The sequence below is a fragment of the Bacteroides sp. AM16-24 genome (genome assembly GCF_003471885.1).
GTDB lineage: Bacteria > Bacteroidota > Bacteroidia > Bacteroidales > Bacteroidaceae > Bacteroides.
This window is the reverse complement of the sequence record NZ_QRKI01000008.1, coordinates 1-19,882: the sequence shown is the minus strand read 5'-3', so window position 1 is coordinate 19,882 and position 19,882 is coordinate 1. Positions and strand designations below refer to the sequence as shown.

Below are 19,882 nucleotides of genomic sequence, written 5' to 3'. Positions count from 1 at the left end.
TCACTTTACTTAAATTCAACTTTTAGAATGTTAGGTTCACATTAAATCCGACATTGCGGAATGAAGGAGTTTGCAAGTTATCCCACGTAGTGCCTTCATTATATTGATCGGGGTCAACCAAACCGGACTTGGTAATCAGAAAGAGGTTCTTCGCTACCAAAGACACGTTGGCTCCCTTTATAAAAGTATTTCTCAGAAGCGAACTGAGATCATAGGTCAGCGAGACTTCGCGGAACTTCAAGAATGAGCGGTCAACAAGCACACATTCATCAATACCATAATATCCCTTAGAATTTTGTATATAGTCAAAATAATTGGTAGTCTTTGTATTCGGAGCAAACTGACGGGTATCACTGATTATGTTTCCATCTCCATCACGTTCCAATGTTCCGGAAATTACATTGACACCTTGAGCTTGGTAGTCTTTACCTGCATACCAGTCTTTACGAGCCTGATCATCAATATCCAAAGAGCGACCTCCAGCCCACATATATCTGTTATATTGGCTCAAGATTTTACCACCAATACAAGCATCAAAAGAGAAATTCAATGTAAGCTTATCATAAGACATAGTATTCGTAAAACCAACCATCAGATCATTATTCGAATAACCTAACTTTTGTTTGATGTCATCTTTCTGAATTTGTCCGTTCGCACCAATAATCACTTGTCCGGCATATTCATTACCTTCCGGAGCATACATCATGGCTGTACCATAGATGGCATCCATACGATCACCTACTTTCAGCTCACCAAATTTTGTTTGGCCTTCAGGAAGTTCCTTCAAATACTGCCGGTAAGAAGACAAGTTCAGGATGGCATCCCAACTAAACCCTTTCGGATTTTTAAAGGGTGAAGCCGTTATCGAAAGCTCCCATCCCTTACGCAGAGTCTTCAAGCCATTCAATATATAAGATTTCCATCCGGAAGCCTCCGAAATAGGTTGGGAGTAAGTTTGCGGTCCATCGATAAAATAGAAATACGTGGCATCGAACGCCAGACGATTATTGAACAGACGAAGTTCACCACCAACTTCATATCCAGTGCTGTATGACGGTTTAATATCTTTTGAATAAAGACTTGACGGAGAAGTCAATCCGATATTATTATTCCAGGATTGCGTCTGTGTATAGACCGAAGCGAAATAGTAAGGAGAGAAAGCACTGCCTACCCGTGCATAAGAGCCTCTTAACTTCAGATAGCTGATAAATTCAGGCAACTTCACATATTCGGACACAATAGTCGACAACTGTGCAGAAGGATACAGATAACTGTTCTTACCAAAGGTGGGAATAGTTGACGACCACTGATTACGCGCCGTCAAGTTTAAAAGAATATAGTTCTTCCAACCTAAATCAAGATAACCATATACAGCATATTCCGCCAATTCACGCTTATAACTGCTTGGTTTTGTCGGTTTCAATGTATTTTCAAGAGTGTAAATACCTGGAACTGCCAGTCCATCCGTAGCTGCTTTATGACCACGGTCGTTGTATTGACGAGCATTAAAACCTAACATAGCACCTATATCGAATGCTCCTATTTTCTTGTCATATTTTGCCATCAAGTCAGTCAATATTTGAAAATCAGTATAATAGGTTTGAGAATAATTACCGTTTCTTGCATAAGCCGTCGACTGTGCTGTCCTGTAATCTTCCATAAGTTCATTCATATTGACTCCGGTACGCAAAGTTATGTTCAGTTCTTTAGTCACATCATACTTTAAAGAAGCACTGCCATAAGAGGTGTTTTTGTGATAACCATGTAAATTCTCATAAAGAATAAAATAAGGATTATTATAGTCATACGAACCATTTTCATAGCCATCTGCAACATCGAAGTTACGTTGCTGTAATCCCTCAAGTCCGGGTGCCCAATAATCTTTCAAGTCCCTGACATCGACATTGGCACCTGCCCAAAGAATCATAGAATAAATAGGGCTATTACGGCCATAACCCACAGAAGGAAAATTCGGAGAATCCATTTTATTGTAATTGATGTTCGCATCAAAACGCAGCTTATCCGAGAACTGTATACCACCACTCATATTTACAGTATAACTATCCAGACTGGTATTCTCAAATACTCCTTTCTGGTGCATCTGACTCAAAGAAATACGGAAATCCCCTTTCTGCGATTTAGTCTCTACGCTCACATTATTGTTGGTTACAACTCCTGTACGCAACATATTATCCAAGTTATCTTTACCACGTGGTATCCATGGAATAGCTATTCGTTTTCCATTTTCATCATACGGGCTATTCCACTGAGCCAATAATCGCCCATCCAGTTCGGGTCCCCAGGCTCCCCAAAATTCGTCGGTAGAATTGCCTACACGGTATTGACCTTTATAACCTGTACCATACTTCTTCTGATAAGAAGGATTGGCAATCATACCGGTATCAAATCCGGTAGAAGAGTTTACAGAAATCCGAACACCTTCTTTCGCTTTCTTGGTAGTAATCTGAATGACACCGTTTTGCCCCATCTGGCCATAGAGTACGGCAGCAGCAGGCCCCTTCAGTACAGACATACTTTCGATATCCTCAGGGGCAACTTCCCAGAAGGTGGCACTCTCTACGGGCACACCATCAATTACAACTACCGGAGCAACACCGCGCAGCAACAAAGCAGGAGTATCAAAAAGATTAGGCGAATTAGAAACTTTCAATCCTGCAATTTTACCCGTCAGATTAGAAGCTGTGTTAGCCGCCGGCATTTTAGTCAGCCCCGGTGCTACCAAATCCTGTACGGCATAACCTAATTTCTTCTTCTCCTTCTTAATACCTAATGCAGTCACCACTATTTCTTCCAGCACTTCGGAGGCAGAAGACATCTTCACGTTTATCACTCTCCGATCACCAACCACTTCCGTTACAGGAGTAAGCCCCACATAGGAAAATAACAGTACACTACTTGCTCCCGGAACTTTTATAGAATAATTCCCATCTATATCCGTAATTACTCCCGTCGTAGTTCCTTTGACAAGAATGGTTGCACCTATTATCGTTTCTCCCTTATCGTCTATCACTTTTCCCGTTACGGTGACTTCATTGCCGGACTGCCCGAACAATGTTGTTGCACACACCATGAGCACAACAAAAAATATACTGAATAAACTAACAGTCTTAGTCATATCTTTTCTTCTTTATTTATATTTCTATGAAAATTCAACCTGTCACTCCGCTGCATCACGAACACAACGTACTGTCCAGCCCTCACCCTGGTAAGTCCACGATATTCCGCTATCACCGGAATCTCCTCTGCGATGGTAAATCAACCAAGGATATCCGCCTTCTGATATGTCGGACGACCACCAAGTTGTTTCACGTGCCGAGAGTGAGTTCCAAGATTTCCAGCTGCCATCCGTAGCACGACCGGAAACAGCCCAACCTGTCCAACCGGTTATGTTCTGATAATGGTCATGAGCCAGCAAACCATTCATATAATTCATATCCCCACTGGGGAAATCTTCCGTACTGGCTCCTATTGAACCTAACAAAGTGATGAACTCATCTTTTGAAGGTATATGCCAACCTTCAGGCGCCAATTTGCGTTTGTCAACCACCGCATGCCAATTATAAATAGCTCCATAGGCTTTAGCCTGCCGGTCTGTGACTCCGTTATTGAAGTTATCCTCACTCCAAACCCAATCCGGCGCCTCACCAAAAATCCAGCTATACGCTCCTTGCTTAGAGTCTCCTGCTGCTACCCAGTCATCGGCATGGTCTTTATCACAATACAGCACCGGAGTACCATCATTGTATCTGGTAACTTTCAGATTCTCCGCCAACCAATATTGCTGGCCAATCTTTACTATTCTGTAGCTATTCCCATCAATATCCTCTACCGGCATTTCAATCCGCATGTCCGAAGTGTAAATTGTTTGAGAACCTTCCACACGATATCCACGGATATGGTAAACATTTCCCGAAAGTAATCTGGAAATCTCGCCTACACTAACGGCTCCCCCCTTAGATACATACTTTTTATCTGCCACAGTGGGATTTTCGTTTTGACTGAGACATAACCCCGATTCGGTGATGTTACTCAGATCGCCATTGATAACCATCATATAAGTCAACTTAGTATTCGTCAGATCAACTATACTAACGCCAAAGCCGTCCCCACTATACGCTGATAAATGAGTTTGATAGAGTATCTCCGAATGAATATCGGTAGTAGTCATTGTGCCGCTAAGGCCATCAGAAGTATCTTCCAGATAGATATAGCGCCTGCCTTCAGGATAATAAATAGCTAAACGCTCTCCTCTCACTTCCCATGTACCAGTATTTTTCTGCCCGGAAGCCAAAGCTTCGGAATAAATGCCTTCGGCCTCAAATTTCATAGTAGTACCAAGCAGAGAGAGTTCACTTGCCGCTCCGTTCATCGCTTTGGTTACAAGCCAAGTGCCAACTACCCGTTGATCGTTCTTATTTGCTTCCGGAGCTACATTCTGTGTTACCTCAAAAGTTTTGGCATAGCTGTCCGGCAAATCCTTACCATTTATTTTTACGATTGTAGAGCGAGGAACACCGGTCGTATTATCTTTAAGCATAATACGGATAACAGTAACCTTAGGAGGATTTCCTGAAACAATATTATTATTCAGCAAAATTGCCCAGCCATCGGGAGAGATTGCCTCCAACTGCAAGTTTGTCTTCACTTGAAGCTCCAGCACACTCTCAAGTCCGTCCACAGTTACAGCATCCGGCAAATCTATAATCTCGAAGCCATCCGGATTGAGCTGAACCACTTTAATTGTACGTACCACAGAACCTGCCGTAACGGTAACCTCTGCCACACGCTCTTCTATTCTTTCGTTTTTCTCCACTTTAATCACGAAAGAAGACTTTCCTTCAGAACCGCTTTGAACTGATAGTTTACACCAGTCAGCATTACTTTTTGCAGTCCAATCATAGTTGGATTGCACTTCAATCTCTTCATCCGCACCTTCGGGAATCACGTTCAATGTCTCCTTAGAAACCGTCATTTCATAAATAAAGTCAGGCAATAGCTCATCTTTGCGACACGATGCAAAGAGCAGGAGGCAAAAGCCTATTAAGAAAGTTAATTGATGCTTTTTCATGTTTAGATAATAATTAATAGGTTGTTAATCAAATGCTTTTCATTCATTACTCACTAAATTTAAAGTTAAACTGATTGTAATCCCAATTAAACTATATCGATATTATTTTCTTGGATTCTATTAGCAAATGCCATATAACTGCCCATTTAGGCAAAAGCAAATATAGACACTTATTTCAGGACTGAAATGATTCCGACAGAATATTACCATCAATTGGCAAGATAGTAATATTCTGTTTTCAGCCTATTGCATTCTGCAAAGTACCGGGAACTCCGTAATACGCAGAGTGGTACATCCGTAAGGAATCAATGTTATATCTTCTTCCGGCAATCCGTCGTTATCCATTCCATAAATCATACGGCTATAGGGTTGGGGGCCTGCCATTTCATTATACAACTGCCAAGATGGAATTCTCTTAGCTTTTACCTTTATCTCAACTGGAGCATTCTCCTGACTCCAAGGGAAGTCGGTTTCCATCTTATCAGTATGTTCAATTACGGTAAAGACTTCCTCCATTGGTTTTCCGGTAAAATCTACAAGCCCATAATTCCATTGGGTGGTTGGCAATACTTCATAATAACAATCACCGTATTTAGCCGGATTATCTTTTACTGTTTTCTTCACCCATTTCTCTCCAATTTTCAGTGCATATACAAGAGGTCCCCTTTCTATGGCAACTGAATTTTCATACCATTCGGAAGTTTGCACCCGCATAGGCAGAGTCAACTCCAAAGAATCTCCATCCTTCCATTCCCGTTTTATGATTTCAATAGTATTTCCAGCCACTTTTCTATAAAGCACACCATTTATTCTGATTTCAGCTTGTGTGCACCAGGAAGGTATGCGAAGATGAAAAGGAAAAGAAGCCGATTGTACTTGTACATCCGGAAACTCCAAATCAAAAGAAACTGTATGGTTCATAGGGTAGTGAGTTCTTTCCGTTACTTTCACAGGAATACCGTCGGCTACACTCACTGTAGCTTCGGAAGGAGCATAAACCAATGCCGCCAGTCCATTATCAGCAGTAGCATACCACAAGTTTTGCGTAAACTTGGGCCAGCCCTGGTGAAGGTTGGAAGTACAACACGGATAACCGGAAAGAAATCCGAAAACAATATCCGTTTCACCATGGTTGATATCAAAATTATGCATGTGCCGGGTCAGCATAACCTGATTGGGCTGTTGGAAATATTGGCGAGTCATAAAATCATCAGATATTTGGGTGGGAAGAGCATTAAACGCCAACTTTTCTAAATGATCAGCAAACTGGATATCTCCAGTTATCTCAAGCATGCTTTCAAGAGAGTACATTAACTCCACAATAGAACATAGCTCAGCTCCTTGAGTGGGTTTGTTTCCATGAAGCGCCTCATCGGCACCATACATACCCTGCGGTTGCCCGTGATACTTGCGAATATCAGCAAAAGCCTTCTTTACTGCGCAAATATAAAGTGAATCAGGATCTTGTTGATAGTAAATTACCGGTTCCTTAATGCCTTGTGCTAAATTCACGCCGTGAATGGTATTAATGCGAGTCAAGTCGTCGCGATGCCAAAACATATCTACATAATTATAGCTTTGCTGATGTAACAGCTTGCCAAGATCAAGCAAAAAAGATTCGCCGGTAATATTATAAAGCCAATATACCACTTGCAGATTGTCGCATGCACGATATTCAGCCCAGAAAGTCCAGTTGCCTAAAGGGGTATGAGGCAAGGTATGGAGCTGATAACGGAAATAATTGGAAAGAAACGTAAGTACTCTTCCATCTTGGGTGGCAGAATAATACTGTTTCATAATCTTCAACACCACCATCCGGGGCCACCAATCCTCAGAATTATTACGCTGCAATCCCTCTTCCGGTTCATAATTACGGGAAGGTCCGAAAAATCCGTCTTCACGCTGACTGGCAAGCGCCCATTCAATCCAAGGTTGAACCTTTTGTTTCAACGAATCATCATCCAGAATATAAGCTAATGGCAACAGACCATCAATCCAATACGGACCACGTTCCCACTGGTCCCCATCTCCTCCAAGCCAACCATTACGTTCACCCATCACTTTCGGATAGAGTATATCTAATGAAGAAGACATGCCGTTACGCTGCCGGATAAGCATTTCCTTCAGCCAACCGGAAGGTTTAATACTGCCAATAGGCAATTCGACATAGGGCTTACGTTGCAATGGATACAAATTGTTACGATAGTTCATTGCTATAGCTGTCTGAGCAACTATTTGCTTCGTATTGGAAAAAAGTGCCAATACAAATAGCAAGAGTAGCAAAATTCTGTTTCGGTTCATAGTACATTCAATATTCTTGTTTCTGCCAGCGAAACTATTGAATGTTTTCAGACGAGCCAAAGAATTACAGAAACCTACCATTTTTTGGCAAGATACTACAATTTCATCCGTACTTAAGCATGAGTCACCTTGCAGTATAACTTCCGTTACCCTACGGGGGAATGCTTTTTACCCCAAATAGTAACTCCATTTACACGCCGAGGTAAAGGCCGTTACATACCGAGGTAAAGAGCGTTACAATAAGGGGTAAAGGTCGTTACATACGGCGGTAAATGCTTTTACATCATGTGGTAAATCGTCGGTAAACGCAGCACTTTAATTATCAGCATATTAATAAATAAAGATGCCCATATGGATTATAACCACATGGGCATCTCAATAAGCAGATGTAGATGAGAAAAGATAAAAGGATATAGTGTGACGCACGTTTTACCTATATCATCCGGAATCCTTGCCAGAGATTCGTCTCCGGCACAGGTGCTTCCACCTTTATTGTCTCTTTTGACACCGGATGCACGAAACTGATAGACCGTGCATGCAGGCAGATACTTCCATCCGGATTGGAGCGCGCGGAACCATATTTCAAGTCCCCCTTGATAGGACACCCCATCTTTGCCAACTGACAACGTATCTGATGGTGCCGTCCGGTTTTCAAATCTACTTCCAGCAGGAAATAATTCTCTGACTTACCTATCATGCGATAATTCAGGATGGCTTTTTTACTTTTCGGCACCTCCTTATCATAAGCATAACTCTTATTCTGCTTCTCATTGCGCACCAGATAGTTCACCAATTCCCCTTCCGGTTCCTTCGGAGCATCCTTCACTATAGCCCAGTAAGTCTTCTTCACCTCACTGTTCTTGAACATTTCATTGAGGCGGGACAACGCCTTGCTGGTTTTGGCAAACACAACAAGACCGCTCACGGGGCGGTCCAGCCGGTGGGTAACACCGATGAAGACATTTCCGGGTTTCTGGTATTTCTCCTTCAGATACTGCTTTACGATTTCCGAAAGCGGCGTATCTCCCGTTTTGTCTCCCTGAACGATCTCGGAAGCGGTCTTGTTGACTATAATAATATGATTGTCCTCGTATACGACAGTCATACTCTTTCTTACATATTCATACCACCATCTACCTGAATCACCTGTCCTGATACATAAGAAGACATATCAGAAGCCAGGAAGGTAGCAATGTTTGCCACGTCTTCGGGAGTACCGCCACGACGCAAAGGAATTTTCTTTGCCCATTCAGCCCTTACTTCGTCAGACAGCGCAGCAGTCATATCGGTCAGGATGAAGCCCGGAGCGATAGCGTTGGCACGGATACCGCGAGAACCTAATTCCTGTGCGATAGATTTAGCCAAAGCAATCATACCTGCTTTAGAAGCTGCATAGTTGGCTTGTCCGGCATTACCGTGAACCCCTACTACAGAAGCCATATTGATAATGCTACCAGCTTTCTGGCGCATCATAATCGGAGTACAAGCATGAATGAAGTTGAAAGCGGATTTCAAGTTAACGTTGATAACCATATCCCATTGTTGCTCGCTCATACGCATCATCAGACCGTCACGGGTGATACCTGCATTGTTTACCAAAATATCGATGCGCCCAAAGTCTGCATGAATAGCTTCTACCACCTTGGCAGTATCTTCAAAATTGGCAGCATTTGAAGCATAACCTTTAGCTTTCACGCCCATTGCTTCAATTTCTTTTGCCGTATTCTCTGCATTTTCATCAATCACCAGGTCAGTGAATGCGATATTTGCTCCTTCAGAAGCGAACTTTAATGCGATAGCCTTACCGATACCGCGTGCAGCACCGGTTACAATGGCTGTTTTTCCTTCTAATAATCCCATACTTTTTAAATTATTGATTAAAGTTATTCTTTTCTACGCAGTGCCCCGAACACGATGTTCTCAACGTATTGTCCACGTGTTTCATCGGTCAGTTTAGCACCTATATGCCCACGTATGTAAGGCACTTCAATACCTTTCACACTGTAATGCACCAATTCGGCAGTCATGTCGATATCGTCAACCTGAAACACCCCTTTCTCCACGCCCTCACGGAGAACATCCTTGAAAAGCTGTATTTCTTTGGCATCAAAACGTTTTCGCACCTTCTCTACCCTCCATATATCACGGAAAAAGGTAGCACGGAGTGTTCCATTCCGGTACACCACCTCTTTCACGGCATCCAGGCGGGTATAAATCATTTCAATTATCTTCTGATCGGGAGAGATGTCTTTCTCTACTACCCTCTTCATTATATCCGAAAGGATGTCCAGCTCCGATTCGACAACAGCCATATAGATCTCTTCCTTACTTTTAAAATAGGTATAGAGCGTTCTTCTACCTTTCTTAGAAGCAAGGGCGATATCGTTCATCGTGGTATTCTCAACACCCATCTTTGCAAATAGCTGACGGGCTACATCCACTAATTTAGCTTTTGTCTTCGATACGGCCATATATTAATAATTGCACATTGCTTAATAATTTGAGCAAAAGTAAAACATTTCTGTATACCACACAAGAAAACGCAGATTTTATTAACATTCGGTCACAGGAAGAGGATAAAAAAGCATATTTACTATAAAGCTACTTATCAACATGTTAGGCTATATGTTACACTTTTTAGGAAAAATAAGATGGATTTTATTTGTTTATTCCACAAAAAGCCGTACCTTTGCACCCGTTAAACATCGCGGAGTGGAGCAGTTGGTAGCTCGTTGGGCTCATAACCCAAAGGTCATTCGTTCGAGTCGGATCTCCGCAACTAAATAAAAAAGACCGTTGAAAAACGGTCTTTTTTATTTGTATTCTGGTAATACCTATTGTTAGTTCACAACTACTGTCGCTGCTTCTTTCAACTTTATATCCAATGAAGCGCCTTCCGATTGAGGCATCCAAACTACCTGCCGACATTCGCCTTTCTCCAAAGTACATTTTTGATTACCATGAGCATATAGATATTCCGTATCAACATGAAAAGAACTTGCATTCACATTCCAACTCCGTATCCCGTTCAGATGAAGATACAAATTATCCGCTTTGCCAGTATTAAACAACCAAGCACCATTCCGGACTGTTAAAGCTCTAAAATTGCAATCGTTTATGGTAGCATAATCTTGCACCATCAAAGACAATGAATCGCGGGTTAACCCTTCAACAGTCATTTTTTGGTCTGCAAGACTGGTCTGCAAGCACTGAACATGATCTGGCAAAGCTATATTCATCTCCGCAGAGCGCAAATTAAGCCAATATAGGTCCTGATATTCCTTTTCAAGCTTATCATTAGGAAAATCAAATACGATACGTAATGTATCTCCTACTGAATTCATCGTCATGAATTCATCCATATCGGAAGCATAAGTGAAAGTTCCCTGTCCAACTTCGGCAGGAGTAATTTTCAAAGGGAGATCTCCAAATGCCGGCATTCTTATTCCCTTTTCTTCACCCTCACTCGTAGTGATGATATTTCTAATCGCCACCATCTGTATAACCTTGCACTCCGGCAGTTGAACCGTCTTCTTTTCTCCTTTAATATCCAGGAAAATATTATCCCAACCTGTAACTTGCATAGAGGCGTAGAATATGCCAGCGCACACCACAACCAATCCGGCAAGCAACATTCCAAATATTATATAAGTTGTTCGTTTCATAATCTTCTTCTTTATTTTTGTTTCTTACTAAATTCCCTGTACATAGCAGACATGTCTTCTGCCGAAATACCGAGGGTATACATCTGCTTGAAGAAATAATCTACTTCTTCTTTGAGAAAATACTCTTTACGCAATGAAAGGATTAACGCGCGAGCACCGGAAGCGACAAAATAACCGATACCACGTTTGTTATAGATAACTTCCTGCGATTGCAGATAATCGTATGAACGCATCACCGTATTGGCGTTCACCTCTACCACAGCTGCATATTCTCTGACGGATGGTATGCGTTCCTCTTCCCGATATTGCCCGAGAAGTACCTCGTCACAAATGCGATCTGCTATTTGAAGATAGATGGCTTTACTTTCTTTAAAATTCATACTTACCAGCGGTTAATGATTTCAGACTCTTTGAAACGGAAATAAGCAACTACCCAGTTGAAGATAGCCATTACGAAAAAGACAACCGTTGACAGATGCATCATAGCTTCATCCGACATTGTTTGATGTACTCCATGCCCACCACGTCCTTCAAACAAGATTTTCGCCAATACCGATCCTATTGCTACATAAACTATGATGATAACAATGACAGCTGAGAATGTCTTAACAAACGAGTTTCTTGGCCAGATGCTACTACCCAATATAAATATAGACTGAGCAAAAAAGTATCCGCTTAATGCCATCAGAAGACCATCCCAAGTTTGGAGACCTGTCCAATAATATCCGGAACTCCCTAAATAGGAAAGCGGAGCAGAAGCAATAATCCCTTTCAATTCCGGATAACTCACCATGTAGATTATCACACGTGTCCAGTCAGCCAATTTAAAAGCAATCAGAAAGACTATGAGAAAACCGAAAGTAAATACCAACCAGCGAGAGAGAAACTTCTCAAACATCGTTGCAGGCGTCATCAGCACTGCTATCCGGTTTGTTTTAGTCTTCATTCGTTCCATGACAAACGAAGCACTCAGCAAACCCATAATAACTATAGCCCAAAGAAAGATAGTCAATTCAAAGTACCAGATAGGGTCTTGCTCCACCCCTCCGTTAATCATTCCCTGAGGATATTTATATCGAAAATATCCGTTCCATACGAAAGCAATCGCCATTATGCCATACATCATTACGAAGCGGAGCAAATTTGCCTTCCAACTCTCCACCATTTCTTTGCGACATAAGTTCACAAAGCGGGGTGCACTAAAAAAGGTATCGCGTATCATTGTTCATTCTGTTTAGGGTGAAACATTCCTTTTATTTTCTCAGGGTCCGTAAGCGCAGCACCGAACAACAATTCAAGATTGATCTCCGACTCTTCATCATCCGTATTCGGCAACATCAGGAAATTACCCTGTATGGAAGGAAGCGTGTAAATTGCTGCTTCTGTCAATTCGCGGTCATCACTTTCAACGAAAAGAAACTTACTACAGATGTTGGCAGTGGATGCGTCAAGCAACACATGACTATTATCCATGATCACCACATGATCCAGTATCTTATCAATATCCCGCACCTGATGGGTAGAGATAATAATAGTTCTATCGTCCGACATGCCCGAAGCAATAAACTTACGGAACTGGCTCTTACCCGGAATATCAAGACCATTGGTCGGTTCATCCATAATCAACAGTGAGGTGTGGGTAGCCAATGCAAAGCTCATAAAGACTTTCTTCTTCTGCCCCATAGACAAGGCTCCCAGATCAATATCCTGCTCCATTTCAAAGTAATGCAAATATTTCACCATATCCTCCTTACTGAAACGGGGATAGAACTGACTATTCAGCTCCACGTAGCTAACTAAAGATATAGGAGGTAATTCAAATTCTTCGGGAACCAGGAACATATCCTGTAGTGTGATAGGCAACCGACGACGTACATCGGTATCATGGTACATTATTTTCCCACTCTTAGGAGTAAGCAAACCGCTCATCAAATAAAGCAGTGTAGATTTGCCGGCACCGTTCTTTCCCAGTAACCCGTATACCCTACCTCTCTCTAATGAGAGCGAAAAATCGTGCAGGACTTCTTTTTTCCCCCGACGATAACTGAACGAAATGTTTTCTACCTGTAGCATACTTATATGTTTTTATAGGTGGCAAGGAAATAAGATACAAGAAGAAGGCCTTGTCAACTGGTATCTGACACCTTGTTAATTCCAATATTAGTGTATTAGTTTATTAGTACACCGCAAAGGTAGGTGTTTTTTTTAATAATCCAAGCGTTTACAGAAAAAAACATAAAAAAAGGAGGAGCTAAGAATCACTCTCCACTCCTCCCGACACGACAAACAACTAAAATTGTTGCTATTTGATGCCTTCCAACGCCTTTTTGGCAGTAGCATTGGCGGGGTCTATAGCCAGAATTTTATTCCAGAACTCTTTCGAAGTAGGATAGTCGCTCTTTAACAGATAGTAGTAGCCCAGATAACTGTAGCACTCTATCAACGCAGAGTTATACTTCGGTTCATTTTTACTCAGCAGCATGTCCATCACCTTTTCATAATAAGGTTTCGCCAACCCGTCAGTAGTTTCGGGGTCCATGGCAGAATTGGTCCGGGCACGCCACATTTCTCCCAGATAACTGTCAGGAGCTTGTTCGGAAACAAGTGCGAACACAGAGTCAGCAGACTGCAATGCCAGTTTACGGTCGGCAGGCTGCACGGCGAGCGAGTCCGAAGACGTGCCCTGTCCGTAATAAAGACGTCCTAACTGGAATAATGTTTCAGGAGTCTTCTTGTCTTTGGCTAATGCATCGTAATATTTACGGTACGCAGCAATAGCCTCTGCATAATTATTATTCATTTCATGGGCATCGGAGATTTCACGCCACAAATCTACTTGCGTATCATCTTTCTCTAATGCTTTTCCATATTCTATAATAGCTTCATCATATTTCTTCAATGCACTTAGTAAAGCGCCATAATAACGGTAATCCAAATAAGAATAGTCTGCATGGTCCGAAGCATTAAAGAAAGCATCAGCAGCCTTCTCGGCATCTTCATAGCGTTTCAGGTCCGTATTGTTATACATGACAAGGCGGTTGAAAGCAGCGTGACGGGCATTCTTCTGCAGGCCTTTCTGAGCAACCTGCAATGACTTCTCAAAATCATGGTTCAGGAACAGTGCAAAAGCATATTTTAGCATATCATCTTCCGTAGCAAGAGGCGTATCGATGAACTTAGCATACATTTCAGCAGCCTTGCCGAAACGATTGCTGGAATAGTATACCTCGGCCAGTTCCCTATCGGCTTCCAGGCAATTCGGATCCACAGCTTTGAGTTGTTCCAACTTCTCAATGGCTAGTGCAGGACTGGCAGACTTATAAGCCTGTGCATACTTCAGATAAGCCTCCTTACAATTCGGATCAAAATAGATGGCTTGCTCATAAAGCTGGCAAGCTTGCCCTATATCTTTTTGTGCAAGAGCAATATCACCCTCCAACACAGATACCTTGGGATCTTTATTATCGGCTTTCTTTGCCATTGCCAGGTACTCCTGAGCTTCGGTAAGCTTTCCGGCATCCAGATAAACATGGGCTACAGAAGTTACAAGATCCACATTCTTTTTGTTTTTCCCTTTCAGCAATCCCCCTACTTCTTCAGAAGCTTGTGCAGGATTTGTCTGAATCAGGCTTTTCATTTTATCTACCCCAGCCTGCCATTCAGGTATAGGCGTTTGCGCGGAAAGTGTGCCGGCCAACAGCAACGCTCCCATACTAAGAACTAACATCGTTTTCATAATAGCATTCATTTTAGTTATTTATCTTTTATATTCACCACCCGCACCGGTTGGGTAGCAGGCACTAATCCCGACTTTAAAATAATCCGCTGTCCCCGGTCGGAAGAGAGGAAAGAGGCAAATCCCCACGGAAGAGCGCTCCGCGGATCGTTCAACAGGACATAGATGCTGCGTGTCAACGGATAATCACCGTAAAACAAATATGCCTGATAGGGTTTGAAACTGTTTTCCGGCGTTGCCTTGTCGGCAGCGCTGACGGACATCACCCGTACTTCTTTGCTGAAGGAGAGTCCAGTACTGTCATTGCGGTCGCTCAGCCAATTCACGCCGATAATACCGATAGCATCAGGAGTCTTTGACACAAAGTCAATGACCTCTCTATTGGTCTTCAACGCCTTTATCTGGTCTGACAGTGGAGCACCCTTACAAATAGAATCTACAGCAAAACGAACGGTACTGGAATTCTTGTTATCAAATACCAGACGAATATCTTTCAGCTGAGATGCCGGATAAATTTCTCTCCATTGTGTAGTCTTTCCCGTCAGGATATCGCGAATATCATTCACGGTAATTAGCGTATCAGGATTATCTTTATTGGTAATCAACGCTAACCCATCCGTAGCAATCTTTATCTCCTGCGGGAAGAACTTCCGGCTGTTGAAAGAGTTCATCTCCTCCGGTGTTAGTCTGCGGCTGGTGATTGCCAACCGTAGACTGTCCTTGAGCAATAGATTGACGGCTTCTACTTCCGTCACATAACGGGGCACAATTCCCGCCAAAGGAAATATACCTTCAAATACGTCCACCTCTTCCTGCACTATAGGCTGGAAACTTTCGTCCGCAGCAATCGCTATCACGCCAGAAGTGTACGTATCCGTCAGTCCGTCCTTAGGCTTACTTTGGCAGGCAGACACCAAAACCAGTATCACCGCCAAACCTAAAAGTTGAAGTCGTTTCACCGTTTTCATGACACACACATTATTATTGCAACTTAAACACAACTGGTATCGTATACTTCACCGACACTGCTTTACCATTTTGCTTACCGGGAATCCACCTAGGCATAGACATGATCACACGGACAGCTTCTTTGTCCAGGTAAGGATCTACACCTCTCAGTACATTCACATCACGTACACGTCCGTCGGCACCCACCACAAACTGACAAGTTACACGGCCTTGTGTTCCGTTTTCCTGAGCGATAGTCGGATACTTCATGTTCTTGCTGATGAACTGCATCATCTCTGTCTGACCACCGGGGAACTGAGGCATTTGCTCTACCATATCGAAAACTTTTTCAGGTTCCGGTTCAGCCTGGGTAACCACTTGTTTCAGGTCGGCAATATCCTTACCATGCTCTTCGTCATTACCTTTCACGTCAGCGATAGAAATAGTCACCTTCGTTTCCGCCAATTCATGCTGGCTCTTTATTTCATCCTCATCTCTCACTTCCTCGTCTTTCTTGATGACGGGAGCCGTGAATTTGATAGAACTCTTCAGTGCAGGAGGCGGGGGAGCAACCGGCTCCACTCTTTTCATTTCTTCCTGCTTAATTTCCGGTTCTTCCAATTGAGATAAGGTAGTCACCTCGGTCATCACTTCTTTCTGTTTCGGTGTAGCCATCTTGATCAAGGTAGGGATACTGAACCCTATCAATGCGATGACAATCACCAGTATCACAGCAATATTATGACGCTTCGGAGATTTCTCTCTTAACTGATAAGCACCGTAAGCCTTATTCTTGCCACTGAATATCAGGTCACACCATTCCGAAGAACTTAAATCTACTTTAGCCATATTCTTACTTTTTTAGGTGTTACACATTATTCGGCAATGTTCTGCGACAATTCTCCCTTGCTATCATAGTTCTTTATCAGGAACTCATCGGCTTCGGCGATATCCGTAATCACATACTTACCTATATTACATATCTGCATTTCATCGAGTGCATCAATCAGATTCATGTACGAAGCATCATCAGTGGCTTTGATAATTACAGTCGGGGTATCCTTTCCGCTCTTAATTTCACCCAGTTTCTTCGTAAATTCTTCCTCTGATATCTTAAGATCCAGTTTCTGCTGTTTCAGTTCATTCACTTCATTTACAGCAGCTCTATTACGTTGCAAAAGCATTGCTCTCAGACCGTCCGCTTGGTAGGTTGTTCCCTTCAGCGAACTGTAATCCTTATAGTTGGGCTCTCCATCGTAATAATACAATTTATTGTCACCTCCCAACAGTAATGTGATAGCTTGTGAAGCCTTCACTTTCGACTGCTGTTCTTCTGTGACGTTCTTATCATTGCTCGGCATGCTTATCTCCATTGTCTGAGGCTTACTCAGTGAAGTACAAAGCATAAAGAAGGTAATCAGCAACATATTCATGTCCACCATCGGTGTAAAGTCCACCCTGACGGTCATTTTCTTTTGCTTATTTTTTCCGCCTTTTTTCTTATTGCCGCTTTCTTGTATTTCAGCCATAATATTTCCTTTCTGTTAGTCTTCAGAAGTAGTCTTCAGAGAAGTGATCAGATTATATCTGTTCTCTCTGAGGTCCTGAAGTGAGTTCATCACATTCTTGATCACGGAATAAGGAGTATTGGCATCCGCCTTAATGGCGATACGTAAATCTTTGTTCGCTGCACGGGCATTGCGCACCCAGGCTTTGAACTGATTATCGATACTGTCAGTAGGTATCCCCTCATTCTTTAACACAGCGTCTTGCTGATCCTGCGGCAAATCGAGGTACTTCTTCATACTCTTCATCGGCACTCCGAAAGTAGATGCCAATGAGAATTTCTTAGTTTCCTCCGGAGTGAAAGTCACCCCATATTCTTGCCCCATTGCTTCCAGCACCTCGCGCAAGTCAGACTGTTTGTCCAGACTCATAAACACTTTTCCGTCCGGATCGACCAATATCTGCAAGATATTCGTTTCCGGGATCTTAATCTCGGATACGGAGGCCGGAGTGGTAACTTGTACCGGCTCTTTCTTCACGAACGTAGACGTCAGCATGAAGAATGTCAGCAGCAATACAGTCACGTCACTCATCGCCGTCATGTCGATGAACGTACTTTTCTTTTTTATTTTCGCTCTACCCATAATTATAGTATTTTTTAAAAGGGTTCGACCGATTTATTTATGCGTAGCTGCAAATGTCTGCACGATAGAGAAACCAACCTCGTCAAGGCTGTAAGTTAACTTATCAATCTTATTGGTATAATAGTTATAGGAGATAACGGCCAATGCACCAGTCAAGATACCGAAAGCAGTATTAATCAAAGCCTCGGAAATACCTTGTGACAATGCCATAGAGTCAGCAGAACCTCCGGCAGCCAGAGCGGCAAACGAACGGATCATACCGATAACTGTACCGAGCAATCCCATCAATGTACCCAGAGTAGTGATAGTACCGATAATAGGCAGGTTCTGTTCCATCATCGGCAGTTCCAACGCGGTAGCTTCTTCCAACTCTTTCTGAATGGCAAGCAACTTCTGGTCTTTTGCAAGAGTCGTATCATTCTCCATTTCAGCATACTTCTTCAGAGTAGCATTTACCACATTAGCTACAGAGCCACGTTGACTGTCACAAAGTTCCTGAGCCTTCTTCATATCACCGGCGGCCAGAGCAGCTTTAATGTTAGCAACGAATTTAGCCAATGAACCTTTACCGAAAGCAGCACCAATTGCAATGTAACGTTCAATACTCAGTGCAATAACAGTCAGCAAGAGAGTCTGAATAACAGGAACAATAAATCCACCTTTATAGATAGTACCGAGGAAGTTCCCTGGCAGCGGATGGTTGTTCGGGTCATTGTTCATAAAGTTAGAGGGATTTCCCAACACAAAGTGAAAAATAAGTACGGCAACGATAAAGCAAATTACGATTACCCAACCGGCGGACTTGATGCCTTTAAAAGAGGCAGATTTCTTTTGAATAGTTTCCATGATGAAAAATTTAAATGGGTTTGTATTAAAATTGATTTTTTAAAATTAGACGTATGGATATAATCCTCCCCTTCACAGCATGAACATGCCGCTAACGCCCGTATAACCTACCCCAAGCATAGGGTTGTAAAAGGTCACCTACTTTCAGCCATATTTAGGGAAAGGAGTAAAGGGAAAAAGGGAAAAACTAATAAAAGGAAGTTTAAATCACAATCCGCCGCAAAGTATAGATGTAGTATTCACTACTAAAAGAAGTGTAATGCGGATCTTTATCTGAATAGTATAATTTAGACTGATCGTGTACCAGCAAATTGTGGTGAGATGAAATTAGCAGAATCCCCTTCATAAAAGATGCTGTTTCAACAGCTCTACGAAAACGATAGGGATTAAAAGAATATCTTTCAGAGATAGGTTTGTTTCCAAGTTCTGCATCCGTAGTCCACATAAACTTAGAATTTGTAAACAGGTTGCTTCTTGTATTATTAGCGACATTATCCGAAGAAGCATTCTTTAATGATGATGAAGAAGCACTCACCTCACAAGTAGATGCAGCTTTCTCAACCATCCCCGTAAAGTCGACGGCTCTGCTACTGAGACTATAAGTCACCATAAGTAGCACAAATACCAAAAATGTCTTTACAGTTGTTCTCATGTCGCTTTCAATTCTATAGTAACAACAGCGAATGGCTGTTTTTTGTTTTACTAAAATCGGATTTTCTTTTAATAAAAAAAATAATGTTCAGTAAATAAAGGATTTATAGTACCTTTTAATACGAAGTAAAGGTACAAATAAAACACCAAATACGAAAGCGAAGATAAGATATAATTTCTTGATTTTAAGTAGTTTTAATCATTGATTCCGAACTATAATCCGGTGGTATTACATAGGTAATACAACAATGCATATTCTATTATAAGTATACAATTTAAATGCAGAAACAGCATTTAAATATTTTTTCTATCAGTGAATAAAAGCCAGGGGAGTAAGTGAGAAAAAAGTTCTTTATTCTTATTATTAATAGGTATCATGTGTTTACCTACCACCTCCCCCCTGCAGGTACTCTTGCCCCAAGAGAAGGAGAATTGGATAGATAGACAGGGGGTATAAATACAAAAAGCCCCCATATCACTCGATATGGAGGCTTTC

The 19,882-nt window shown here is 42.1% G+C and carries 17 protein-coding genes and 1 tRNA gene; 1 reads left to right on the top strand and 17 read right to left on the bottom strand.

Features of this window, described 5'->3' with window-relative positions; all coding sequences use genetic code 11:
• Positions 1-22: 22 nt before the first annotated feature.
• From DW182_RS11010 to DW182_RS10985, 6 genes are all read right to left on the bottom strand, one after another.
• Entirely contained in the window at positions 23-3,136 is a 3,114-nt protein-coding gene (locus DW182_RS11010) for a SusC/RagA family TonB-linked outer membrane protein (RefSeq protein ID WP_118295547.1), read from the bottom strand.
• Positions 3,137-3,178: 42 nt separating this feature from the next.
• Complete coding sequence (locus DW182_RS11005) at positions 3,179-5,089, bottom strand: FISUMP domain-containing protein (protein WP_118295546.1); 1,911 nt, start codon at positions 5,087-5,089, stop codon at positions 3,179-3,181.
• Positions 5,090-5,332: 243 nt separating this feature from the next.
• A complete protein-coding gene (locus DW182_RS11000) occupies positions 5,333-7,390 on the bottom strand; it encodes a beta-L-arabinofuranosidase domain-containing protein (RefSeq protein ID WP_118295643.1) in 2,058 nt (685 codons plus the stop codon).
• A gap of 433 nt (positions 7,391-7,823) precedes the next feature.
• The gene (locus DW182_RS10995) at positions 7,824-8,495 is read right to left on the bottom strand and encodes an RluA family pseudouridine synthase (RefSeq protein ID WP_118295545.1); all 672 of its coding nucleotides are present in this window, start codon (positions 8,493-8,495) and stop codon (positions 7,824-7,826) included.
• Between the two features lie 8 nt (positions 8,496-8,503).
• Positions 8,504-9,250 carry a 3-oxoacyl-[acyl-carrier-protein] reductase gene (gene fabG / locus DW182_RS10990; RefSeq protein WP_021967648.1) on the bottom strand — a complete coding sequence of 249 codons (747 nt, stop codon included), beginning with the start codon at positions 9,248-9,250 and terminating at the stop codon, positions 8,504-8,506.
• A 23-nt stretch (positions 9,251-9,273) separates the two neighbouring features.
• Complete coding sequence (locus tag DW182_RS10985; RefSeq protein WP_115502060.1) at positions 9,274-9,861, bottom strand: TetR/AcrR family transcriptional regulator; 588 nt, start codon at positions 9,859-9,861, stop codon at positions 9,274-9,276.
• Between the two features lie 235 nt (positions 9,862-10,096).
• On the opposite strand from DW182_RS10985, the gene DW182_RS10980 reads away from it, so the two are divergent.
• A tRNA-Met gene (locus DW182_RS10980) sits at positions 10,097-10,169 on the top strand.
• 61 nt (positions 10,170-10,230) lie between these two features.
• Here DW182_RS10980 and DW182_RS10975 read toward each other — a convergent pair.
• The 11 genes from DW182_RS10975 to DW182_RS10925 all read right to left on the bottom strand — a co-directional run bounded on the left by DW182_RS10975 (position 10,231) and on the right by DW182_RS10925 (position 19,387).
• On the bottom strand, positions 10,231-11,055 hold the full coding sequence (locus DW182_RS10975; RefSeq protein WP_118295544.1) for a hypothetical protein: 825 nt from the start codon (positions 11,053-11,055) through the stop codon (positions 10,231-10,233).
• Positions 11,056-11,066: 11 nt separating this feature from the next.
• Positions 11,067-11,435 carry a GntR family transcriptional regulator gene (locus DW182_RS10970; RefSeq protein ID WP_007209418.1) on the bottom strand — a complete coding sequence of 123 codons (369 nt, stop codon included), beginning with the start codon at positions 11,433-11,435 and terminating at the stop codon, positions 11,067-11,069.
• 2 nt (positions 11,436-11,437) lie between these two features.
• Complete coding sequence (locus DW182_RS10965; protein ID WP_044532960.1) at positions 11,438-12,277, bottom strand: hypothetical protein; 840 nt, start codon at positions 12,275-12,277, stop codon at positions 11,438-11,440.
• Entirely contained in the window at positions 12,274-13,128 is an 855-nt protein-coding gene (locus DW182_RS10960) for an ATP-binding cassette domain-containing protein (protein WP_007667660.1), read from the bottom strand. The genes DW182_RS10965 and DW182_RS10960 overlap by 4 nt, the downstream gene beginning before the upstream one ends.
• A 229-nt stretch (positions 13,129-13,357) precedes the next feature.
• Positions 13,358-14,803, bottom strand: coding sequence for a tetratricopeptide repeat protein (locus tag DW182_RS10955; RefSeq protein ID WP_118295543.1), 1,446 nt, complete (start codon positions 14,801-14,803; stop codon positions 13,358-13,360).
• A 5-nt stretch (positions 14,804-14,808) separates the two neighbouring features.
• Positions 14,809-15,759: a PstS family phosphate ABC transporter substrate-binding protein gene (locus DW182_RS10950; protein WP_118295542.1), complete on the bottom strand. Its 951-nt coding sequence runs from the start codon at positions 15,757-15,759 to the stop codon at positions 14,809-14,811.
• Between the two features lie 13 nt (positions 15,760-15,772).
• Positions 15,773-16,588: an energy transducer TonB gene (locus DW182_RS10945; protein WP_118295541.1), complete on the bottom strand. Its 816-nt coding sequence runs from the start codon at positions 16,586-16,588 to the stop codon at positions 15,773-15,775.
• A gap of 26 nt (positions 16,589-16,614) precedes the next feature.
• A complete protein-coding gene (locus DW182_RS10940; RefSeq protein ID WP_199678578.1) occupies positions 16,615-17,268 on the bottom strand; it encodes a biopolymer transporter ExbD in 654 nt (217 codons plus the stop codon).
• A gap of 15 nt (positions 17,269-17,283) precedes the next feature.
• Positions 17,284-17,889: a biopolymer transporter ExbD gene (locus DW182_RS10935; protein WP_118295539.1), complete on the bottom strand. Its 606-nt coding sequence runs from the start codon at positions 17,887-17,889 to the stop codon at positions 17,284-17,286.
• Between the two features lie 33 nt (positions 17,890-17,922).
• Positions 17,923-18,735, bottom strand: coding sequence for a MotA/TolQ/ExbB proton channel family protein (locus DW182_RS10930; protein ID WP_118295538.1), 813 nt, complete (start codon positions 18,733-18,735; stop codon positions 17,923-17,925).
• Positions 18,736-18,937: 202 nt separating this feature from the next.
• Entirely contained in the window at positions 18,938-19,387 is a 450-nt protein-coding gene (locus DW182_RS10925) for a hypothetical protein (RefSeq protein ID WP_118295537.1), read from the bottom strand.
• Between the last annotated feature and the right edge of the window lie 495 nt (positions 19,388-19,882).

Excerpts from the sequence above, each read along its gene's own strand:
- DW182_RS10940 (WP_199678578.1), bottom strand. The coding sequence starts at position 17,268 with ATGGCTGAAATACAAGAAAGCGGCAATAAGAAAAAAGGCGGAAAAAAT.
- DW182_RS10930 (WP_118295538.1), bottom strand. The coding sequence starts at position 18,735 with ATGGAAACTATTCAAAAGAAATCTGCCTCTTTTAAAGGCATCAAGTCC.
- DW182_RS10995 (WP_118295545.1), bottom strand. The coding sequence starts at position 8,495 with ATGACTGTCGTATACGAGGACAATCATATTATTATAGTCAACAAGACC.
- DW182_RS11005 (WP_118295546.1), bottom strand. The coding sequence starts at position 5,089 with ATGAAAAAGCATCAATTAACTTTCTTAATAGGCTTTTGCCTCCTGCTC.
- DW182_RS11010 (WP_118295547.1), bottom strand. The coding sequence starts at position 3,136 with ATGACTAAGACTGTTAGTTTATTCAGTATATTTTTTGTTGTGCTCATG.
- DW182_RS10960 (WP_007667660.1), bottom strand. The coding sequence starts at position 13,128 with ATGCTACAGGTAGAAAACATTTCGTTCAGTTATCGTCGGGGGAAAAAA.
- DW182_RS10970 (WP_007209418.1), bottom strand. The coding sequence starts at position 11,435 with ATGAATTTTAAAGAAAGTAAAGCCATCTATCTTCAAATAGCAGATCGC.
- fabG (WP_021967648.1), bottom strand. The coding sequence starts at position 9,250 with ATGGGATTATTAGAAGGAAAAACAGCCATTGTAACCGGTGCTGCACGC.
- DW182_RS10945 (WP_118295541.1), bottom strand. The coding sequence starts at position 16,588 with ATGGCTAAAGTAGATTTAAGTTCTTCGGAATGGTGTGACCTGATATTC.
- DW182_RS10955 (WP_118295543.1), bottom strand. The coding sequence starts at position 14,803 with ATGAATGCTATTATGAAAACGATGTTAGTTCTTAGTATGGGAGCGTTG.
- DW182_RS10950 (WP_118295542.1), bottom strand. The coding sequence starts at position 15,759 with ATGAAAACGGTGAAACGACTTCAACTTTTAGGTTTGGCGGTGATACTG.
- DW182_RS10935 (WP_118295539.1), bottom strand. The coding sequence starts at position 17,889 with ATGGGTAGAGCGAAAATAAAAAAGAAAAGTACGTTCATCGACATGACG.
- DW182_RS11000 (WP_118295643.1), bottom strand. The coding sequence starts at position 7,390 with ATGAACCGAAACAGAATTTTGCTACTCTTGCTATTTGTATTGGCACTT.
- DW182_RS10925 (WP_118295537.1), bottom strand. The coding sequence starts at position 19,387 with ATGAGAACAACTGTAAAGACATTTTTGGTATTTGTGCTACTTATGGTG.
- DW182_RS10965 (WP_044532960.1), bottom strand. The coding sequence starts at position 12,277 with ATGATACGCGATACCTTTTTTAGTGCACCCCGCTTTGTGAACTTATGT.
- DW182_RS10975 (WP_118295544.1), bottom strand. The coding sequence starts at position 11,055 with ATGAAACGAACAACTTATATAATATTTGGAATGTTGCTTGCCGGATTG.
- DW182_RS10985 (WP_115502060.1), bottom strand. The coding sequence starts at position 9,861 with ATGGCCGTATCGAAGACAAAAGCTAAATTAGTGGATGTAGCCCGTCAG.